Annotated in this window: 20 protein-coding genes; 9 read left to right on the forward strand and 11 right to left on the reverse strand. The window is 38.5% G+C overall.

Features of this window, described 5'->3' with window-relative positions; translation table 11 throughout:
* The first annotated feature begins 70 nt into the window (after positions 1–70).
* Positions 71–1,411: a TldD/PmbA family protein gene (locus ACIR131C_RS0120785; protein ID WP_028091710.1), complete on the forward strand. Its 1,341-nt coding sequence runs from the start codon at positions 71–73 to the stop codon at positions 1,409–1,411.
* Between the two features lie 80 nt (positions 1,412–1,491).
* On the opposite strand, the gene ACIR131C_RS0120790 is transcribed toward ACIR131C_RS0120785, so the two are convergent.
* A complete protein-coding gene (locus ACIR131C_RS0120790; RefSeq protein ID WP_028091711.1) occupies positions 1,492–2,424 on the reverse strand; it encodes a lysylphosphatidylglycerol synthase domain-containing protein in 933 nt (310 codons plus the stop codon).
* A gap of 202 nt (positions 2,425–2,626) precedes the next feature.
* Positions 2,627–3,907, reverse strand: a complete 1,281-nt coding sequence (larC, locus tag ACIR131C_RS0120800) for a nickel pincer cofactor biosynthesis protein LarC (protein ID WP_028091712.1) — start codon at positions 3,905–3,907, stop codon at positions 2,627–2,629.
* Between the two features lie 76 nt (positions 3,908–3,983).
* Here larC and ACIR131C_RS0120805 point away from each other — a divergent pair, with 76 nt between their 5' ends.
* From ACIR131C_RS0120805 to ACIR131C_RS0120815, 3 genes are all read left to right on the forward strand, one after another.
* Positions 3,984–4,646, forward strand: a complete 663-nt coding sequence (locus ACIR131C_RS0120805) for an L-threonylcarbamoyladenylate synthase (protein WP_028091713.1) — start codon at positions 3,984–3,986, stop codon at positions 4,644–4,646.
* 409 nt (positions 4,647–5,055) lie between these two features.
* On the forward strand, positions 5,056–6,276 hold the full coding sequence (locus ACIR131C_RS0120810) for a HetZ-related protein (protein WP_028091714.1): 1,221 nt from the start codon (positions 5,056–5,058) through the stop codon (positions 6,274–6,276).
* Positions 6,277–6,681: 405 nt separating this feature from the next.
* A complete protein-coding gene (locus ACIR131C_RS0120815; protein ID WP_028091715.1) occupies positions 6,682–7,167 on the forward strand; it encodes a PD-(D/E)XK nuclease superfamily protein in 486 nt (161 codons plus the stop codon).
* Here ACIR131C_RS0120815 and ACIR131C_RS0120820 read toward each other — a convergent pair.
* On the reverse strand, positions 7,164–7,991 hold the full coding sequence (locus ACIR131C_RS0120820; protein ID WP_028091716.1) for a DNA adenine methylase: 828 nt from the start codon (positions 7,989–7,991) through the stop codon (positions 7,164–7,166). The genes ACIR131C_RS0120815 and ACIR131C_RS0120820 overlap by 4 nt on opposite strands.
* A 154-nt stretch (positions 7,992–8,145) precedes the next feature.
* On the opposite strand from ACIR131C_RS0120820, the gene ACIR131C_RS0120825 reads away from it, so the two are divergent.
* The 3 genes from ACIR131C_RS0120825 (at position 8,146) to ACIR131C_RS0120835 (ending at position 9,613) form a co-directional block, all read left to right on the forward strand.
* Complete coding sequence (locus tag ACIR131C_RS0120825) at positions 8,146–8,352, forward strand: DUF751 family protein (protein ID WP_028084762.1); 207 nt, start codon at positions 8,146–8,148, stop codon at positions 8,350–8,352.
* A 124-nt stretch (positions 8,353–8,476) separates the two neighbouring features.
* Complete coding sequence (gene rbfA / locus ACIR131C_RS0120830; RefSeq protein WP_028084761.1) at positions 8,477–8,878, forward strand: 30S ribosome-binding factor RbfA; 402 nt, start codon at positions 8,477–8,479, stop codon at positions 8,876–8,878.
* Positions 8,879–9,370: 492 nt separating this feature from the next.
* Complete coding sequence (locus ACIR131C_RS0120835; protein WP_028091717.1) at positions 9,371–9,613, forward strand: DUF4327 family protein; 243 nt, start codon at positions 9,371–9,373, stop codon at positions 9,611–9,613.
* A gap of 313 nt (positions 9,614–9,926) precedes the next feature.
* Here the strand turns inward: ACIR131C_RS0120835 and ACIR131C_RS26395 are convergent, their stop codons facing one another.
* The 6 genes from ACIR131C_RS26395 to gyrA all read right to left on the reverse strand — a co-directional run bounded on the left by ACIR131C_RS26395 (position 9,927) and on the right by gyrA (position 15,833).
* Positions 9,927–10,088: a hypothetical protein gene (locus ACIR131C_RS26395; RefSeq protein WP_196803227.1), complete on the reverse strand. Its 162-nt coding sequence runs from the start codon at positions 10,086–10,088 to the stop codon at positions 9,927–9,929.
* A gap of 7 nt (positions 10,089–10,095) precedes the next feature.
* The gene (gene petN, locus ACIR131C_RS24900) at positions 10,096–10,182 is read right to left on the reverse strand and encodes a cytochrome b6-f complex subunit PetN (protein WP_013189847.1); all 87 of its coding nucleotides are present in this window, start codon (positions 10,180–10,182) and stop codon (positions 10,096–10,098) included.
* A gap of 112 nt (positions 10,183–10,294) precedes the next feature.
* Positions 10,295–11,773, reverse strand: coding sequence for a transposase (locus ACIR131C_RS0120845; RefSeq protein WP_028091718.1), 1,479 nt, complete (start codon positions 11,771–11,773; stop codon positions 10,295–10,297).
* A 191-nt stretch (positions 11,774–11,964) separates the two neighbouring features.
* Positions 11,965–12,147, reverse strand: coding sequence for a chlorophyll a/b-binding protein (locus ACIR131C_RS0120850; protein WP_028082486.1), 183 nt, complete (start codon positions 12,145–12,147; stop codon positions 11,965–11,967).
* A gap of 137 nt (positions 12,148–12,284) precedes the next feature.
* Complete coding sequence (locus ACIR131C_RS0120855; RefSeq protein ID WP_028091719.1) at positions 12,285–13,232, reverse strand: cation diffusion facilitator family transporter; 948 nt, start codon at positions 13,230–13,232, stop codon at positions 12,285–12,287.
* A gap of 87 nt (positions 13,233–13,319) precedes the next feature.
* A complete protein-coding gene (gene gyrA, locus ACIR131C_RS0120865; protein WP_028091720.1) occupies positions 13,320–15,833 on the reverse strand; it encodes a DNA gyrase subunit A in 2,514 nt (837 codons plus the stop codon).
* Positions 15,834–16,060: 227 nt separating this feature from the next.
* Between gyrA and ACIR131C_RS0120870 the strand changes: the two genes are divergently transcribed.
* Positions 16,061–16,459: a response regulator gene (locus ACIR131C_RS0120870; RefSeq protein WP_028082090.1), complete on the forward strand. Its 399-nt coding sequence runs from the start codon at positions 16,061–16,063 to the stop codon at positions 16,457–16,459.
* Between the two features lie 57 nt (positions 16,460–16,516).
* Here the strand turns inward: ACIR131C_RS0120870 and ACIR131C_RS0120875 are convergent, their stop codons facing one another.
* Both ACIR131C_RS0120875 and ACIR131C_RS0120880 read right to left on the reverse strand, forming a co-directional pair.
* Entirely contained in the window at positions 16,517–17,383 is an 867-nt protein-coding gene (locus tag ACIR131C_RS0120875; RefSeq protein WP_028091721.1) for a tetratricopeptide repeat protein, read from the reverse strand.
* Positions 17,384–17,484: 101 nt separating this feature from the next.
* A complete protein-coding gene (locus ACIR131C_RS0120880) occupies positions 17,485–18,915 on the reverse strand; it encodes a sensor histidine kinase (protein ID WP_028091722.1) in 1,431 nt (476 codons plus the stop codon).
* 361 nt (positions 18,916–19,276) lie between these two features.
* On the opposite strand from ACIR131C_RS0120880, the gene ppk1 reads away from it, so the two are divergent.
* Complete coding sequence (ppk1, locus tag ACIR131C_RS0120885; protein WP_028091723.1) at positions 19,277–21,442, forward strand: polyphosphate kinase 1; 2,166 nt, start codon at positions 19,277–19,279, stop codon at positions 21,440–21,442.
* Positions 21,443–21,879: the final 437 nt, after the last annotated feature.

Consider the following 21,879-nt stretch of genomic DNA (forward strand, 5'->3'; position numbering starts at 1 on the left):
GATAAACCATCCATATCATCCGCGTTTATCTGCGTTCATCCGCGTTCAAAATTCAAAAATTCATTCAATCATGTCTAACATTCAACAAATCGCCACCTACGCTCAAGAAAATGCCGCCAAACTTGGCATTAAAAAATTCGACATTTACGGCTCAACTGTAGATGATACCAGCGTTCAAGTTGACCAAGGTGAACCCAAACAAGTTAAAGCTTCTAATCGTTCTGGGGTGACAGTTCGAGTCTGGAATGAAGAAAATACAATGGGTGTTACTAGCACCACAGATGTAGATGATAAGGGATTAGAATTAGCTTTAAAAACAGCTTATGAAGCCAGTTTTTTTGGAGTTAAAGAAAATGTTCCTGATTTTAGTCCAGAAGCAACTATTCCCATTCCTGATAAACATCAAGAAAAAGCCCTGCAAGCACCTGTTTCTGAATTAATAGAAAAGCTATTAGTAGCAGAAAAAGAATTAATGGCAACTCATCCTGCTATTACTAGTGTGCCTTATAATGGTTTAGCACAAAGAGATATTGACAGATTTTATCTCAATAGTGAAGGTGCTTTAAGAACTGAATCTCATTCTTTAGCTTCTATTTATTTGTACAGCAAAACTGAAGAGGAAAATAAAAAACCTCGCAGCGCTGGGGCTTATCGAGTTAAGGAAAGTTTAGCTGATTTAGATATTGCTGGTTGTATTCAGGAGACTGCCCAGAAAACTATCAGTCATTTGCATTATGAAAAAATCAAAACTGGTAAGTATCAAGTAGTTTTTTCTCCTGAAGCTTTTTTAAGTTTGTTGGGTGCTTTTTCTAATTTATTTAACGCTCAAAGTATTCTGGATAATCAAAGTTTATCAAAAGTTGATGATATTGGTAAGGCAATTGCTTCACCTTTACTGTCAGTTTATGATGATGCTTTACACCCCGCTAATATTGGTGCAGAAAGTTTTGATGGTGAAGGTACTCCTACTCGACAAATTAAGTTGATAGAAAAGGGTATTTTAACTAGCTTTTTGCATAGTGCGGGAACTGCTAAACGGTTAAATTCTCAACCTACAGGTAATGCTAGTATTGGCGCGAAAGTGAGTGTCAGTCCTAATTTTTATCACGTTTTTTCAGCAGAAAATCCTGAACAAGAATTGAGTTTAGAAACTGCGGAAAATGTGGTTTTAATTGATGATTTACAAGCTCTTCATGCGGGTGTTAAGGCTTTACAAGGTTCTTTTTCTTTACCTTTTGATGGTTGGTTAGTTAATAAAGGTGAAAAAGTTAGTATTGAGTCCGCAACGGTAGCTGGTGATTTTTTGGAACTTCTCAAATCTATTGTTTATGTGGAGAAAGAGGTGGAATTAACACCAGGAGGAGTTGCTCCCAGAGTTTGGGTGAGTGAACTTTCTATTACTGGAGATTAATATCTTTTTCACTCTGTGCGTCTGCGGTTTAAAGATATTTTATCGAACCACAGAGGCACAGAGGACACGGAGGAAGGAGGTTAGGAAGGAATTTTTTTATGGTTAATTCTTTGATGTAACCAAGCTATGGCTGCTCCGGTGGTTTCTGCTAAGATGCTAATGAGCCGATAAAGAGCGATCGCACTAATTACTAAGGCGGCCGGAAAATGATATTGTAATAGTAATATGGCTATGGTTTCAAATACGCCTAAACCACCAGGCGCTCCCGGAATAACTAATCCCATTACCCAAGCACAACTAAAAGTTCCGAATAATAAGGGTATTTGCTGCCAAGTTAAGGAATTTATCGCTAACATAGTTAAAATAAATCCAGAAGCACGTAACCCTAAAAAAACTATTTCTCCTAATAAGGGTTTGACTGGGTAGCGGTTGATTATAAAACTATCTATTAACTGGTTTTCTGGCTGAGATTTTTTATTTTTCCACCTGTCTAAAAGTTGAATGGTTGGATTTAAAAACCAAGGATGAAGTATACCTAAAATAATTATTAAACCCAATAATTGCAAAATAACTAAATTAATTTTCCAATTATTTACAACAATTTGACTAGCAAATAAAACAATAATAATTAATGCTGCTGCTAACATTAATAGTGGTTCTAGTAAAACACTCAAAGTAGCAATATTAGTAGGAATATTAGCATTTTTCGCCGCTATAATTCGTCCATAATAATGCCAGACATTCCCAGGTAAATATTTAGCAATATTTGTTTTTAAATAAACTTGAATAAATTCAATGGACGATACAGATTGATTTAACTCCTTTAGCGCCCAAGTCCAAATCCAACCCGCCCAAATATGTGCTAATAAAGTTACACTCGTAGCAGTACCTAATATTAACCAGCCGGTGATATTAATCCGAATAGCACTAACTCCTAACCAATTATCTTTGAAGGCTTTTAATAAAAAAAACAGCGTTCCCCCTAAAATCAACCACCGGAAAATTTTTTTCATTTTTGATTTGTGAATATTGGAAATATGTAGAATTCCGTATTTTTGAACTTAGGCGCAATACCCACAATAATATATATTACTCTTGTGGGGTGGGCTTCTAGCCCGCCCATTTTGTATTTAAGGCACAATAACAATAATATATATTACTCCTGTGGGGTGGGCTTCTAGCCCGCCCATTTTGTATTTAATTGTGTATACCTTGTTAATTTTGATATTTTAAATACCAACTTTCTAAGGCCAAACGATGAATTTCTCGCCAAGGAATATTATTTTGTTGTGCTAAAACTGCACAATCTTCATATTCAGGCTGGACATTTGTAATTACCTTTTCTGTGCCTTTTCCTCCCCAAGCAACTTTTACCGATATTGTCCCATAAATAGTGTCCACTTTTTGCATTTCTCTTTGTAAAATTGAGCGTTGTTCAGTAGTGCGACGAATCCCTAAAGTGCTGGTTTCTCGAAATAATACTGCTTGACAATTATCTAATTTATCTGGATAACAAATCACAGTTAACAAAATTCCAGGACGAGATTTTTTCATTCCTATCGGTTGGGTAAAAACATCCAGCGCCCCAGCAGTAAATAAAGCCTCAAATAAATAACCGAATACTTGGGGATTTAAGTCATCTATTTGAGTTTTTAATACGGTAACGGTTTCCAAATTGGGGGAATGTTCCACAAAATCAGAATTATCAGTCTGTAAAGATTCGCTTTCACCAAACCAAAGCCGTAGTATATTAGGAATGGGTAAATCTAGAGAACCCGCTCCTAATCCTACCTGTTTGATAGTCATTGGTGGCGGTGAACCAAAGTCCTGCACTAAGGTAGTAGTAATTGCGGCCCCCGTCGGTGTTACCAGTTCTCTATCAATACCATTGCTATAAACTGGACAACCCCGCATTTCCCACAATTTTAACACCGCTGGTACTGGTACGGCCATTCGTCCATGGGCTGCATGAACAGTACCACCCCCCGTAGGGAAAGCAGAACAGTATAGCAAGGGAAAACCCTGCTGATTGCTATCAATACCCAACCAATCCAATCCTAAGCAAGTACCAACAATATCCACAATCGCATCTACAGCACCTACTTCATGAAAATGAACTTTTTCCGGTGCAATGCCATGAACAGCCCCCTCAGCTATTGCCAAACGTCGGAAAACGGCTAAACTCCAAGCTTCTGCCCGCTTTGGTAATTTGCCATTGAGAATCATCTTCTCTATTTCTGGTAAATGACGGCCATGGCGGTGATCATGTTCATGGTTATGATGATGGTGATGATCTAATAAATCAACATGAACTTTAGTCGCCTCTTGAGTTTGTCGGTGGACAAATTCTGCCCACAGTCGGTATTCTGGCTCAATTCCCAAACTATTGAGTTTTTCTACTAAATACTCCACAGGCACACCTAAACTGACTAATGCCCCTAAACACATATCCCCAGCAACCCCTGTTGGACATTGAAAATAAGCAATTTTATTCATAAATTTATTAGTCCCTTGTCCGTTGTCAGAAAAAAGAAGGAAACACTTTTACCCATTACCTATTACCAACCCTATTATGGCCAAAATATTCACCATTCATCCTGATAATCCTCAAAGTCGTCGAATAGAGGAAATAAAGTTGGCGCTATTAGGTGGCGCTATTATGCTCTACCCTACTGATACAGTTTATGCAATTGGTTGTGATTTGAATGTCAAGTCGGCGGTGGAAAGAGTGCGGCAAATTAAACAGTTAGCAAATGATAAACCCCTGACATTTTTATGTCCCTCACTTTCCAATGTGGCTACTTATGCCTTCGTAAGTGATACAGCCTACCGGATTATGAAGCGGTTAATACCAGGTCCCTACACATTTTTGCTTCCTGCTACCAAATTAGTACCACGACTAGTGCAAAATCCCAAACGCAAAACCACAGGAATTAGAGTGCCAAATCATAATGTTTGCTTGGCATTACTGGCGGCCTTAGGAAACCCGATTATTTCGACTTCGGCTCAAGGCCAAAGCGCAAACAACGAAGATGAGGAAATAAATGGAGACGGAGTGCAACCAATACTGTCACGAGTAGATTTATATGACCATTTAGATAAACTAGTAGATATCATCATTGATACGGGCGAAGAGCCAACGTATCAAGTGTCTACCATTTTAGACTTGAGCGATGAAGAACCAGTTATTATTCGGAGGGGTTTAGGTTGGGAAGCCGTAGCCACTTGGGTTTAAGGATACAGTTTGACAAGTACAACCCTTTGTTTTGGACTCGGTTGCACTAATTTATGGATTACCTAACTGCAAGGAAATTGTCATCCTTGGGGGTTGTTATCCTAATTCATGAAATTATGGCTACGCCACGCACCCAGGCTAGGGGCTGATTTTATCATGACTAACCTTTTTTGGCGATTTGTCCTCAATGTGAATATCTATTATGCCATCTTTGATTTAGTTACTCAAAACAAAGCGACACAATTAACAAGCCCTTAACTTGGGAAATTTCCTACAGTGTCTACATTTTAGCTGTCTAGGTGGTGAATCTTCACAGAAAGAATACTCAAAGGTTCTCACTACCGTGACTGCTTTGAAACGCTGTATCTGCATTTGAGTTAAGGTGCAATACCAATTTTACAGAAAAGTCATGAAAGCTAATATCGCCAATCTGCCTAATTCTACATCTGCTTTTAATAGCTATATTTCTCTGGAAGAATTGTCTGTTGTCAATACCAATACATTGGTGCAACTTCTATTCCAGGAAATGCAATCTCAAGTTAAAGCTACATCTATTGGTGTGCAAGATGTCGTCGGGCGCATAGCCAAGGAAGTAGAACGGATATGCGATAAAAGCTCCCGTATCCAAAATTCAGGACAAATTCAGTCTTGGCAAATTACTTTAGGAAGACATCGTTTACAAAAGTGCCTGCGTTACTACCAACTCGGTTCTAGACAAGGACGAGTTGAATTACATAGTAGTTTGGGGGCTATTGTTTATCGTCACGTTGCTGTTGCCGGCTCAGATTTAGGTTTTGACGCTCGTTACAATCTCATTGAAGATTTTTTACAGGCTTTCTATATCGAAGCTATTAAAGCTTTTCGTCGAGAAACTGAATTACCTGAAGATTACACTCCCCGGACTCAGTTACAAGTGGCTGAGTATATGGCTTTTACAGAACAGTATGCCAAACGCCGGATTAATTTACCAGGTGGCGCTAATCAACAGTTAATTGTTTTACGCGCTCAAGGTTTTGCCCGTCGTCAACCTCAAGAAACTACTGTAGATATTGAAATGGCTGTAGATTCTGCGAAAACGGAAGAAGCGGAATCTTATCAGCGTAATGTGGCTGTGCAGCAAATTCGCTCACAAATGATTGCTAAACCTGGTTTTGACCCTTCTGAGGAGTCGGAACGCAATCGAGTAATTACGGAATTGATGAAATATCTGGAGTCTCAAGGACAATCTGATTGTATGGATTATCTGACTCTTAAACTTCAAGATCTCTCTGCACCGGAAATTGACCAAATTCTCGGTTTAACTAGTCGTCAACGCGATTATTTACAACAAAGATTTAAGTATCACGTTGAGAAGTTCGCTAAACAGCACCAATGGCAATTAGTTCATCAATGGTTGGGCGCTGGTTTGGAACACAAGTTAGGTCTATCTTCTCAGCAATGGGATACTTTTTGGCATCAACTCACACCACAACAACAACAAATTTTTGAGTTGAAAACTGCTTGTCAAAGTGATTCACTTATCTCTAAAGCTGTTCAATGTACTCCTAAACAACTCCAAAAACGCTGGACTCAAATGTTAGAACTAGCATGGTCTATTCGTAATGGTCATGCTGATTCTAAGAGCAATTAAATTTAATTCGGTAGGTTGGGTTGACGCAAGGAAACCCAACAAAATCATGTAAATGTTAAATGTCACAATGTTGGGTTTCACTTTGTTCTACCCAACCTACAATTTTATTACCACAAGTAACAAACTAGCAACTTTAGATTTTAGTAGGACTTACGCACGAGTCACGGAATAACGAACCACTCCAGGCACAGAGGTCACGGATAAATGGGGGTTTAGGGAGAGATATTTTGCGTAAGTCCTGTTTAGCTAGAAATTAATATAGTTGTTTTGCAGTACAAAGGTATCATATTATTTTTATCGTAGTTTAGAAAAATTAAAAATTCTTATGAGTTAATCACGCTTTACTACTGCTTTTATGGAATGCTACAATGAGCAGAAATTTTAGTAGGGGGGTTAAGCATGACTATGACTCAGGGTAGAAAAGCAGCTAAGGCCGGCAGTGTCTTAGAGACAACTTTAGAAGGGACTTTGTTAGGGCATAAATATGCCCAGGTAGGTTCTGATTTACCAGAAAAAAAACGCCTTGAATGTCTTTTAAACTCGAATCAATTACTCAAAAGATATGCAAAGCAAGTTCATATTGGAAAAGGAATTTATGGTAGCGAAATAACTGTAGACTTTTATATTATTAATTCTACCTCAATCTCCGATGGGCTAATTATTGAATGTAAATGGCAGAATAGCAGTGGTTCAGTTGATGAAAAACTACCCTATCTCAATTTGAATATTCAAAATTGCTATCCTGTACCAGCCCTTGTATTAATTGATGGCGGGGGCATGAAGCCAGGAGCAATTAGCTGGTTAAAAACACAAGTTAATACGAATAAAAATCTCCTAGGTGTTTATGATTTGAGTTCATTTATTGCCTGGGCTAACAATAATAATCTCTAATAAGAAGTTACTAATAATTCATTTATTTTCCCTCGTTTTTGACCATGGGAATTAATTGACCTTGCTGCTAATACAGTATGAATATTAAACCCAGCATAAAGGTCACGAATAAATGGACAATCAGAATTAGATAGCATGATTTTTACACCTTTATCAGCTAATTTAATAAAAATATCCCTCAGTTTTATTTGTTGATGCTCATCAAAACAAAAATTACTATAAGCTGTAAAATTGCTAGTTCTATTTAGAGGATAATAGGGGGGATCAAAATAAACAAAGTCATTACTACCAATTGGATAATTTAAAACCTCATCAAAATTCGCTTGTTTAATTTCTACGTTCTTGAGTGCAAACGAGGCTAATTTTAAAACTTCTTCCTGACAAATACCAGGATTTTTGTATTTTCCCACAGGAACATTAAATTTACCCTGAGAATTAACCCGATAAAGTCCATTAAAACAAGTTTTATTCAGATAAATAAACCGAGCCGCTTTTTCTAAATCTGTGCCACCATGATGATTTCTTTCATCATAATAGTAATCTGAATTATGGCTGATTTGATGATGTTGCAACAGAGTTATTAACTCTCCCAAATTATCTCTAACGCACCGATAAGTGAGAATTAAATCTGCATTAATATCAGTTAAAACCGCTTTAAATGGCTGCAAATAGAAAAAAACTGCTCCACCACCTAAAAATGGTTCATAGTAAGTTTCGTAATGTTTAGGAAAATAGTCTTTATATTGGGAAATTAATCTAGTTTTACCCCCAGCCCACTTTAAAAATGGCCGTGGGTAAGTTTGTTGAGGAATTTGACTTACCATCTACTTACTGTTAAAATGAAAACTAAATTAATCTAAGTTATTTATTCCCTGTTCCTTCCCGCTCTCTAGGATATGATGGTTATATATTATAATCAGAGTAGGTAAAGAACACAAAAACAAACTTGCATTATATCACAAGGCGGTTTAAATTCAAATGTTTGATGGATTTTGGGATAACGTCTTCCGCTACCCTCGGTACTTGGTTAGTATAGTCTTAGGTATTTTTCTCAACACTTTTGAGCCGCTGTTTCCTCTGTTGAAACGTCCTGTGACACTGATTGCTATTTTAGGCTTTTTTGCTGGTGGTCTTTTTTTCGTCACCCTTACCCTCCGGGCTATGTTGGGTTTAAATACAGTCTAGACTGGGAACAAAAAAGTTTTAGTCTATTGGACTTTTACTCTTGATTTAATCACATCAAGCACAGTCCACTTTAACTTACATTTAGAATCATCTTATCAAAACTTTTTGAAAAGGCGGAATTTATATGGCTACAAATCGCCGCGTTTCCCGCGTTGCTGAATTAATTAAACGGGAAGTTAGCCAAATGCTACTCAACGGCATTAAAGATGACCGTGTGGGTACGGGAATGGTGAGTGTCACTGATGTGGATGTTTCTGGGGATCTGCAACACGCCACAATTTTTGTCAGTATTTATGGGACTCAGGAAGCTAAGGCGGAAACAATGGCAGGTTTAAAATCAGCTACAGGTTACGTCCGCAGCGAACTTGGGGCGAGAATTAGATTACGGCGCACTCCAGAAGTGCTATTTGTTGAAGATAGGTCTATAGAAAGAGGCACTAAAGTGCTGAGTTTATTAAACCAACTTCAGCAGCAACGGACATTATCAACAAGTATAGATGAGGCCGCAGAAGAAATGGTTGAATAATTCCCATCTGACGGAAATATAAAGAAATCTTGAAATTATTGGTTGTTCTGGAACTATTAAGATAGGGATTCTCTATTCCCTATTTTTAAAGAATTATAGGTGTTGTAGATCCTGTATCCTGGGGTAGATGTCAAATACGATAAATACACCTAAATTAGTACAGTTAAGGTCAGAACAAGTCCAGTATAGTTTTAATAGTTTTTTCATAGATTAATGTGGAAGTTGTTGAAAATGGAAATATTTAGCTTTGAATAGTAAAATTAGCTGCTTTTATCGTGAAAATATGAAATTCAAATACCATAAATGTCATATTTTCTTGACAGATTTAACATTTCTTTAGATAATTTAGTAGTGCATAACGTCAAAATGATAATAGTTCCGTATAGCAAACTACAAAACCCTGGATACAGGTTTAATTATTGCCATCTTTGTTCCTAGTTCCTACTGAATAATGGGAACGTTTTCTAAATGTAATTTTGTGAGTAAAAAACCATGACTGTAAATACAGTGCCTTCTATCAATTACAATTACTATTCTCTGAATGTTATCCAGGACGAAGCCCGTCGACTGGTAGAAAGGGGAATGGTTGGCCGTCAGCAACCAATATATACACTTTGCCAATTTATACCTGCTAGAGAGTGGGTTTGCGTTGAATGTGAATTAGAAAAATGTGATTTTTTACTCCGCGATCGGATCGGTGATTTAATCGGCCGCGAAGAATGGGATAACGATTAATCTAGTCTTTATTTAATAAACTGCTGTTATTTTTAACTGTACTTGTTTGTAGTTTCTGGCTACAGGCAAGTATATTTTTTTCTTTTAATTGATTTGCTACTGGGTATTTCTGAAATGGTTCTCTCACGCAGAGGCGCAAAGGCGCAGAGAGGAAGAAAAATAGAATTATTATTAGTCGCTTTTAAGCGACTTTTGCTTTTAGTGAGGGGATTTATTTTAACAATAAATATAGATTATGCAGGGATAGGATTAGCTTTTATCCCTACATAAACAATGTTTAACGCAAAATACAGCTATATATGCCGTAATAGCATTATTTTCCCTTGCCAGTGCTACGTCGAGTTTGGCGGGTTTCGTCTTCAAAACGACGACGATCGCGCCAATCTGCTAATGTTAGGTAAACAACACCACCAGTGACTCCTACTAGCAGCACTACGCCAAATAAGGCTAAAATACCCAAAAATGGACTTTCCACGATTCCTCTATAGTCCGTTGCGTCCCCAAACTACCATAGAAATCGACCAAGTAAACACAACTAACAGTGATACCCAACCCAGTGTCAAAATCATAGTTCTACTTTTCAAATAATTACAAAAGGTCTCTCATATTTATCATACTGGGAAAACGGGGTTGATTCATTAACTATATTGATAGCAGGTTTGGGATACACAACTAACGTAGTTAACCAAGGTCAAACAGTGTCAATTGCTGATAGTTCGCTCTCTGATTGACCTTACTCGTAAAATTACCTTCAGGTTCTAGAGTCTGGGGCTGATCCTTGCCCGTTATCGCTTCGGTCTCCATCAAGGAATCCCGAAACTTCTGACTTCTTTCTAACAAGATTTTCTTCACATCGGAATGTTTCATGTATCGAGTGATTTCAACATCACTCATTCTTGCTAGAATATTGTCAGCAGCATTAGTATCTGAGTGCATCACGACCCCATCATGTCCGGTAAACTTGTCACCATTTCTACTACCCGTTAAGGTACTAAATCTGGAGTCAAGTTGTGACGTATACGCACAATTTACACTAACAACGGTGCAACCTACACGGGTTGAAACTTGTTTGAGAGCATCCGCAACTATCCCTTTGCACCATGAAGAAACATTTCTCTTCATGGGTTTTCTCAAGGGCTTTTTGCTTTTTATTGCTTCTGTCAAATCTTCAAAAGCTACCTTGATTGCATTTAACATCAAGTGATATGTAGCCGTAAAAACTATTGTTTGAATCCTACCTTTAAAGGATGTTTCTCGGTTATTCCACTTGATTTTACCGAGGTTATTCCGTTTGATTCTATCGGCTTTGGCACTATTCCCTTTGGCAATAGACTTGTCGAAAACTGATTTGATTTTGTTGCGTTTAACTTGTTTCGCTGTTCTGTAATCAGTTTCTTCTGTTTGGATTTTACCGAAATTATTACCCAAAAATCTAGCACCATCATTAGATGATGTAGCATAAACTTCTGTATAACCTCGGTCACAGCCAATTACTTTACCTTCTGTCTTTTGAATTGCTTTTTGAATATCGGTTGTGTAATGTATTTCCCATCTACCATTACGTTTGATTAGCCTTAACTGACATTTTACTTCTGTCGCTAAAGTCGTTGGCAACTTCAGATTTTTACCCTTTGTGAGTCCACCAAAACGCAGCCATACCACGCCTTTATTATCTAATTTAGTATCAAAAGCCTTGACAATAATTTGGTTACAAACTTTTGTGTGACCTCGATACCAGAACTTTCTAACTAAGGTGCAAAGCTTGGGGTGTTTCAACCATTCACGACTTTCTAATGTAAGTTGTAAAACCCCTTTTTTAGACTGGAAGGATTGGAATGATTGACCTAGGGATTTCATCACTTTTTCAATGCAAGCAGCCTGAACTAAATGAATATCATCAATTACGTCATAGAGGGTTGCTTCCCATAACTTAGCAGGTAATTGGTACTTGTCTTTAGATGTGCGTAGCTGTTTGTCAATTTCAAATTTAGAAATGCCCCAAGCCTTTAAAGAACCGAACTCATTCCACAAGTCAGAGCGTAGTTGTCCCAAACGCAAAGCAATTAAATCAAGTTCGTTAGATTTCCAAATATTTAGTTTTTTAGTCCCTAAAATGGCGATTCTCGTAACGGTTAATTGATTCTTTACTTTGAGTTTCATGAACTTGGTTGGCTACGTCTTTTACTATTATATTCCTATTGACTCGTATTCGCTACTATTTGTTTCATGAATATTTTGCTCTTCGGCAACATAAAAATAATATCCCCGACTGCTCAAAGCAGTCGGAGATATATCAAATATAGCAAATTTTGTTCAAAACTCAAACAAGAGTCCTATATGTTATCGAAAAATTACAGGATACCCCAGAAGTGGAGAAAGCCTTGACCGGAAAATAGTTCAATTAAAGCTGCTGCTAAAAAACCGATCATTGCTAAACGGCCATTCCAGATTTCCGCTTCGGGTGTAAATCCCCAACGCCAAGCATTGCGGTCAGTAACTACGGGTGTAGTAGCTGTTTTTGTTGCATTAGTCATGGTTAGCACTCCAATTAGGATTTACTAAGCTTTATTGCCTTATGTAAATAAATATAACAAATTTTTTCAAAAATGCAACATTTATTTATATTTTTTTTTTGCACCTAACCTATATGTATCTTGGGAAAGAGACGTTTTTAGACAACGTGGTCTGGTTCTAAAGGGCAGGGATAAGCAGAATCCCCCATTTCCACCTGAACAGTAGAGTGTTTGATCCCAAAATGGTGTTCAAGTTCCCGACAAACCTCCCATAAAAAAGCGTCACCGGGGTAGCCTCCGGGCATGACTAAATGAACCGTGAGTGCTGTTTCCGTCGTACTCATAGCCCAGATATGAAGATCGTGAATTTTCGCCACACCCGGACGTTCAATTAAGTAATTTTTCACAGCCCGTAACTCAATTCCTGCTGGTACGCCATCAAGTGCCAAATTTACAGAGTCTCTGAGTAATTGCCACGTGCCAATCACGACAACGACGACAACAATTAAGCTTACCAATGGGTCAAGCCACAGCCAACGGGTGAATAAAATAGCAATCCCCGCTACCACCACTCCCAAGGATAGCAACGCATCCGCAGCCATGTGTAAAAATGCTCCCCGAATATTCAAGTCACTTTTGCGTCCTGACATAAACATCATGGCCGTCAAAGTATTAATGATAATTCCCACCATGGCAACACCAATAATAGTTTCTCCTGATACAGAAGTAGAATCATTAAAGCGGCGAATAGCTTCCCAGCCAATAGCACCCATAGACAGAAGTAAGACTACAGCATTTGTTAAAGCAGCCAGAATGGAAGAAGCACGTAAACCATAGGTATAGCGGTGGCTAGGAGGACGACGGGACAGGGAACTTGCACCCCACGCTAGGAGAAGTCCCAATACATCACCCAGGTTGTGACCAGCATCAGCAAACAAAGCCAGAGAGTGTGCTAAATAACCATAAGTTATTTCACAGAGGACAAAACCTAAATTAAGTACAGTACCAATAGCAAAAGCACGAGTAAATGTTGCCGGGGCGTGACTGTGATGATGGTGTCCATGTCCATGGTGATGATGGTGTTCGTGGTGGTTGTCCTGTGTCATAACTGATAAATAAACAACAAAAAAACTGAAAAATTCCCAACTCTCATTCTCTGCGCCCTGTGCGCCTCTGCGTGAAATAAATCTTCATTAAACATCTACTTCCACCACAGCAATAATTTTCTCATCTCGATTGAGTTGACAAATACTTTCACCTTTACTATCTTTGCTGAAGCTAGGAACTATATCCACAGATACCCGAATTACCCGGTCTTTATTTGTCATGAGTGCGACTTCTCTCGCTGGTTTTACTTGTACCATTGCCGCTAAATTGTCTGTTTTGTTATGAAATTTTAAAATTTGGATACCTAAATCTCCCCGATTTGCAATCCTCAACTGATTAGCAGGCCAAGATATTGAAGTGGCAAATCCTTCTTGAGTCACTAGTAATAATTTGTGATCTTGATTAAGATTGACACAACCAACCATTTGCTGATTTTTTAAAAGGCGGAATGCTTGTAATCCCATAGCAGCGCGACCCATAATCGGTAGTTGTTCATCATTAACGGGAAACCTCAACAAACGACCGCTAGAACTCGCCAAAATTATATGTTGTCCGCTAGTAATGAATTGAGTAAAAGCTAACTCATCATTATCCTTCAGCTTTAAAATTGTAATGCCTCGCCGGGAAAGATTCACAAATTCTGATAAGGATAGGCGTTTAATACGTCCTTCTTTGGTCAACAACACCATTTCCTGGGTTTCGGGTTTTTCTGGCAGCAAGAAACGGCTAATGACACCTTCTGTGTTACCCTGGGCAGTATTGGTCAGCATGGTAATTAATGGCGTTCCCCTGGCTGCACGTCCTGTAGTGACGGGAATATCTCCCACAGTAATGGGGTAAACTTTACCACTGCTGGTAAGGATTAATAAGTCTTTGTGGGTATTAGTTAATTCAGTTTGAATGATGAAATCATGGTCTAACAACCCATTTTCCCCTTTTGATTTTTTGCTACTAGGAGAAATACGGCGCACATAACCCCGTTGAGTGACTTCTAAAATCGTTTCTTCAGCGGCGGGTTTTGTAACTTCTGTTCTGATTTCTTTCTTCTCCTGAGTCCCGACTCCTGTTTTACCTTTCTCCTCTGAAACAGGGTTTTCTTTAGTGTTAACTATTCTGGTGCGTCGCGGATCATTGTATTTACGTTTGAGCGATCGCAAATCCTTTTTCAAAGCTTTGAGTAATTCCTGTCTATCTTCCAGCAATGTCCGCAACACGCCAATTTCCCGGTTAAGTTGTTCAAATTCCTCTTGTAAGTTTTGCTGTTCTAAACTGGTGAGACGGCGTAATGGCATAGACAGAATTGCATCCGCTTGGAAATCACTCAAATCTAGGCGGCTACAAAGTGTCATTTTGGCTGTACTTCCGTCGGCAGCTTGTCGTAATATAGTGATGACATCATCCAAATTTGATAAAGCTTTGAGTAATCCTGAGAGGATATTAACCCGATTTTCTGCTTTTCCCAATTCATAACTGTAGCGACGGTTGAGAGTATGTTCTCGAAACTTGAGAAATTCCTGCAATAGTTGTCGTAAGCTTAATTGGCGGGGTTGTCCATCAACTAAAGCCAATAGAATCGCGCCAAAAGTAGTTTGTAAAGCCGTTTGCTGATACAAATTTTGAAGCAGTTCTTGGGGATTTGTATCGCGTTTAAGTTCAATAACTACGCGCATTCCCTCCCGATCGCTTTCATCTCTAATGTCAGAAATTCCCTGTAAACGACCTTGATTGACCAAATCAGCGATTTTTTCAATCCAACCAGCTTTATTGACTTGAAAAGGCAGTTCTGTCACTATTAAAGCTGTGCGACGTTTACCTCCCCTAGTGGCAGGAATTTCCTCCATTGTGACTATACCCCGGAGGACAATGCTGCCCTTACCAGTGGTATAAGCTTCTTTAATACCGCCATGATCAACAATTTCGCCACCTGTAGGAAAGTCAGGACCAGGAATTAATTGAAATAATTTTTCATCACTTAAATCAGAATTGTCAATTAAAGCAATTAAACCATCAACAATTTCCCCCAAATTATGGGGCGGGACATTTGTAGCCATTCCTACAGCAATTCCCGCACAACCATTAAGTAACAAAAATGGTAACTGAGCTGGTAATACCGTTGGTTCTTGTTGGGAATTGTCAAAATTACCCGTAAAATCCACAGTCTCCTCAGCAATTTCCGTTAACATTCCCTCCTGTCCCACAGCAGCGAGACGGGTTTCTGTATAACGCATTGCTGCTGGTGGGTCGTTATCAACACTGCCAAAATTACCATGTCCTGCCAGTAAAGGATAACGACTGGAAAAGTCTTGTACTAAGCGTACTAAAGCATCATATACTGATTGATCACCATGAGGATGGTATTTACCTAGAACATCTCCCACCACACGGGCGCATTTTCGATAAGGCCTATCTGGCGTTAAACCCAGTTCGTGCATAGCATATAAAATACGTCTATGTACTGGTTTCAAGCCGTCACGGACATCTGGTAAAGCTCGCCCCACAATCACACTCATGGCATATTCTAAGTATGACCGTTGCATTTCGGTGTGCAAGGCGGTGGTGATTACCTGTCCCTTAGAGAGAAGGTTTAACTGTTTTGCCATGAGATTTTTCCCTGAATTTTCCCTGAATTTTCACTACACAACAGTCGCTAAAAGATAACATACCCCGCAATTTACCATCACGGATTAAATAGAAATACTCACACAATCTTAATAGTTATGAAGATAAAAAGCAGTAGTATTATCCTTGATGGGATCTTTGTAGCTTATAGATTATTAAAAATACAATAGACACCGCCCAAGTGTTAACTCTATGAGTATAAAGTTTCATGAAAACAGTTCTAATTGTCGACGATGATTTAATTAATGCTCGCGTTTTTTCTAAAATTCTGACTAAACGCGGCGGGTTGAGTGTAAAACATACAGAAAATGTGGAAGAGATCCTCAAAATTGCCCTGTCAGGAGCGGCTGACTTAATTTTAATGGATGTGTCTCTGTCCCGTAGTGTATACCAGAGTAAGTCCGTTGATGGGATCAAAATTACGCAAATGTTGAAATCTGACCCACAAACGGCTAAATTACCAGTGATTTTAGTGACAGCACACGCAATGGAAGGAGATCGAGAGAATTTTTTGAAACAAAGCGGTGCTGACGGTTACATTTCTAAGCCTGTAGTTGATCATCAACAGTTTGTTGACCAAATTTTAGGACTCTTACCACAAGCATAATTAGGTCATGGGTAATCTTATCTACTCCTTGGCGCTGCTCCCTGGACTTTTGTTTGATTAGGGCATTGGCGCTTCTCTGAGTTCCTGTAATGCTGATTTAACCTCCGGTAATTCTAAGAATTTTTTTGCTTCTAAAAGTAACCGTTCACCCCAAAGATTCTCTTTGAGAAAATCTAAATCAGCATAACGGGAATCAATGCGGAGTGCGGATACTCCCATTTTTAACCCTTGCTGGATTTCCCCTTTATTGTAGGTAGCTATTGCTAAAGCTAATAAAGGTTCTGCGGCTTTTTTATCAATCTTAACTGCGGTTTGCCATTGCTGAATTGCTCCCGCAATATCCCCTTGTTGATGTTTGATTAAGCCGATATTATTAATTGCTGGCCAAAACTTTTGATCTTGTTTGACAGCTAAATTGAATTGAGCGATCGCTTCGGGTAATTTATTTAGCATATAATAAGCATTACCTAAATCAAATAACCCTCCCGAATAATTGGGTTTTAGTTTCAAACCTGCTTGATAATCGCTGATTGATCCTTGGTAATCTTTTTTTTGAAACTTGGCTGACCCCAGAGCAAAAAGCACTTCAGCGTTTCTGGGGTTGAGTTTTTGAGCTTTATTTAGCGTCGTAATAGCTTGATCAAATTCTTTAGTTTGTAAATACAAACTCCCTAGCAACCACCAGACTTTATCATTCTGCGGAGCCAGTTTCACTGCCAATTCGGCTCTGATTAATGCTGGTTCAATTTGCTGAAACTGAGCTAATTGAGCCGCTTCCCGTGCAAAATTCAAACCCTGCTTTTCCAATTGTGCCTGATCAATTTGTACCGTATGGGGTATAAATGCTTGAGCATGAGCAGAAGAGGGAATACTCCATAAACTGCAAGCAACTAAAACAGAAACTAACCGAATGTGTTTTGGCACACTACCACCTCCCAGTCCGAATATTGCCATCTTTAGGCTAATCTCACGCGACACTATCACATAGCTTAACAAAATCAGATGGATTGGTCATTGTTCCCTTGTCAATTTAATTTTGAACTTGGCGGTTTTAGGGGTAAAGTTACCATGAAAGTAGTACCCTCACCTAATGTGCTGGACACTTGAATTTGTCCTTGGTGATGAGCGATAATGGCTTGAGCGATCGCTAATCCTAATCCTGAACCAGTATTTGTGGTTAAGGAGCTTTTTTCGCTTCTATGTGTCCGCGCTGGATCAACTCGGTAAAAGCGATCAAACAATTTTGGTAGCGCGTCCCTGGGAATACCAATTCCCGTATCACTAACTTTGATTTGTAAATGAGAATTGGTGGAACGCCTTCCTGTAACTCGATTTATGCCTTCAATTCTTTCTAGCTCCACTTTTATTACTCCCTGTACAGGAGTATAATGTAAAGCATTACCAATCAAATTTGTAAATAATCTGACTAATTGCTCCCAATTTCCGATGAGAGTAAACCAATTTTCTTGTAATTCAGGATTAACTTCCGTCCCAGAAGAAGCGACTAAATTCAAAACCAAATTAATTTGTTTTTCCCTCGCTACCAGTTGTTGTTCTTCCACCACTTCCATTAATAAAGCATCAAGAGGACAAGGGGAAAATACATCTGTGTTAATTCCACTATCTTGTCTAGCTAAAAATAGCAAATCATTAACTAACTTCCCCATACGTTGAGTCAGTCTTTCCATGATTTTTAATTGTTGACGATATTGAAGAGTATTATTTTCTTCTTTGATTAAATCTAAATCAGCCAAAGCCACCTGGACATTAGTTTGAATTAAAGCAATAGGACTTCTTAATTCATGGGAAGCATCAGCAGTAAATTGTTTTAAACGCTGGTAAGATTCTCCCACAGGTTTCATGGCTTTACCCGACAAAAACCAACCACTAGCTGCTACTGACAATAGCATTAAACTAATTCCTAAAGCCAAATCAAAAATTAATTGTCGGCTAGGTTTTGTCACCTCAAACCAAGGATGACTTACTCGTAAATATCCTAAAACCTGTCTTCCTCTTTCTATTCTTTTGGTAACTTGTCTTAATAATTGTGCAGATTCTCCCCATCCTCCTTTGCTTGCTACTCGCACAGTTTCACCTGTATGATTAGGATGAATAGGAATATTTAATATTTCCGAAAAAGTTGACCACAATAATTCACCATTAGGACTAAACCACTCTAAATCAATGCGATCATCTTCGGCGTTTTCAGCATTATTAGGAAAACTAGATTTTACATTTACTCGCAGTTGATTAGGTTGAATTTTTGTGGCTTCAATGACTAAGGAACGCTCGACAACTTCCACTACATGATATAATGTATCATCAACTCTTTCAATTAATGTACTATGAACATATAAATATACACCACTAGCAAATAATAATAATAAAATCGCAGTTATAGCCGTGTACCAAATCGCTAACCGACGACGAGTCGCTTGAAATAGGTAAATAGACATAAAATTAATATGTATGATTGGTAACAAAAATTTGTCTAGGAAATTTAGAGGGAACTCTTTACACTCAGGATTTTATATTTTATAGTAGGGAACAGGGAACAGGGAACAGGAAACAGGAAACAGAGGTCAAAGTCCTTCTGTGTATGGTTTTTGGTTAAATTCTCTATCTCATTCAAGTGCATACCGCTATATTATTTTAGGGGAATATTTATTTATATATAAAATACATTTTTATACATAGAAATACTCAATTAAGAATTTGCTCAAGTTTTTATATCAGGAACTGTAAAAATCTATGCAGTAACAATTAAGATATTTATATTCATACTTCATAAACAATATCTACTTTATCTAAATGATCATGGCGAAATCAAAAAAAAATAATACCTCTATTAATCTAAATGATCCACAATACTACATTAACCGGGAGTTAAGTTGGCTAGAATTTAATCACCGAGTGTTACATGAAGCTTGTGATCCTAGAACTCCCCTATTAGAAAGGCTGAAATTTCTCGCTATTTTTAGTTCTAACTTAGATGAGTTCTTCATGGTGCGAGTAGCAGGGTTAAAGCAACAGGTAGAAGCCACTGTCAATTTATTAACACCTGATGGACGGACACCACAAAAACAACTAGATGATATTCGTTCACATCTCAAACCCCAACTGAAAAAACACAACGCGGAATTTGAGGAAGTTCTGCGGCCACTTTTAACCCAAAAGGGAATTTACATTTTAGATTACATAGAATTGAATCAAAAACAGCGAAATCACTTAGACAATTATTTTCAGGAACAGGTTTTTCCCGTTCTTACTCCTCTAGCTGTTGATCCTAGTCATCCCTTTCCCCACATTTCTAATCTCAGTTTAAATTTAGCAGTGGTGGTCAAAAATCCGGAAACAGAAGAGGAGTTTTTTGCTAGAGTCAAAGTTCCCAAAGTCTTACCCAGATTTTTGCCCATACCGCCAGAATTAGCAACCCAGGAAGATTATAACACTATACACTGGACAGGAGTTCCTTTAGAACAGGCGATCGCCCATAATTTAGAATCCCTTTTTCCAGGAATGATTATTCAAGAATATCACCCTTTCCGTATTACCCGCGATGCTGACTTAGAATTGGAAGAAGACGAAGCAGATGATCTCCTCCTAGCTATTGAACAAGAACTCCGCAAGCGCCGCATGGGAGGAAATACTGTCAGGTTAGAAATTCGCTCCCAAACCCCCACCTTAGTACGTTCTCGTCTCTTACAGGATTTAGGATTAACTGAAAGCGATGTTTATGAAGTTGATGGTCTTTTAGCACTGCGGGATCTAATGTATTTTCTCACATTACCCCTACCAGAACTCAAAGATCCACCGCGTCAATCTGTTGTTCCTTTTCGGTTACAAAGACTTAGAGAACCCAGTATTGATACTGATATCAACGAACCAGAAGAAGGAAAAGACTTTTTCTCCGTAATTCGAGAAAAAGATTTACTAGTGCATCATCCTTATCAATCCTTCTCCGGTACAGTTGTGCGCTTTATTACTAATGCTGCCCATGATCCCCACGTTCTAGCCATCAAAATGACCCTTTACCGAACATCCGGGGATTCACCGATAGTCAATGCTTTAATTACTGCGGCAGAAAATGGCAAACAAGTTTCCGTATTAGTAGAATTAAAAGCACGATTTGATGAAGAGAATAACATTTATTGGGCAAGACGTTTAGAAAGAGTGGGTGTTCATGTTGTTTATGGTTTAGTAGGCTTAAAAACCCATAGCAAAATAGTTCTAGTAGTGCGACGGGAAAAAGATAAAATGCGTCGTTATGTACATATTGGTACAGGCAATTATAATCAGAAAACAGCACGACTCTATACAGATTTAGGCTTATTTAGTTGTCGGGAAGAATTGGGTGCAGATTTAACAGATGTATTTAATTTCTTAACAGGCTATTCTCGTCAAAAATCCTATCGAGAAATTATGGTAGCACCTGTGAATATGCGCGATCGCTTTCTGGAATTAATTCACCGCGAAATTGCCAATGTCCAAAATGGATTTTCCGGCCGAATTGTTGCGAAAATGAATGCTCTAGTTGACCCACAAATCATTTCTACATTATACGAAGCCTCTCGTATTGGCGTACAAATTGACCTAATTATTCGCGGTATTTGTTGTTTACGTCCCGGAATACCAAACCTGAGCGAAAACATTCGTGTAATCAGCATTATTGGCCGCTTTTTAGAACACTCTCGCATATATTACTTCCACAATAATAGTCAAGAAGAAATATATATTGGTAGCGCTGATTGGATGCGTCGTAACTTAGATCGTCGCGTGGAAGTAATTACACCAATAAAAGACCAAGATATTGCTAAAGATCTACAAGAAATATTAGGAATTATGTTAGCAGATAATCGCCATGCTTGGGAACTACAACCTGATGGTAATTATATCCAAAGATGCCCTGGTGATAACTGTCCAGAAACCAATTCCCAAAAAACTATTATGTCTATGGCATTACGTTCTACTGGTACTAATTAGGGCTTACTGAAAAAGTTGTCTGTGAGAGCAGGGAACAGGGAACAGGGAACAGGGAACAGGGAACAGGGAACAGGGAACAGAGAAGAGGGTACAGGTTACAGGTTACAGGGAACAGAGAAGAGGTTACAGGGAACACAGGAAGAAAGACAGAATTGATACCTATTGAGTCTTGTCTAGGCCACGCAAGCTATCAAAAATCAAATACAGCGGTTTCCGATATGATGAAGTACAAAGTTGAATCATGAAACTCTTGTAGTGCGGGCATCTTGCCCGCTAAATATGTACCTGATAACACCGGGAAATGCTGTATTATTCCTATATCAATTTATGCTTTACAAACTATCCGTAATAACAAATAATTTAATTTTGAATTAATCAGGACTTACGCAAAATATCTCTCAAATCCTCATTTCTCCGTGACCTCTGTGCCTCTGTGG

It is taken from the genome of Dolichospermum circinale AWQC131C, from assembly GCF_000426905.1.
GTDB lineage: Bacteria > Cyanobacteriota > Cyanobacteriia > Cyanobacteriales > Nostocaceae > Dolichospermum > Dolichospermum circinale.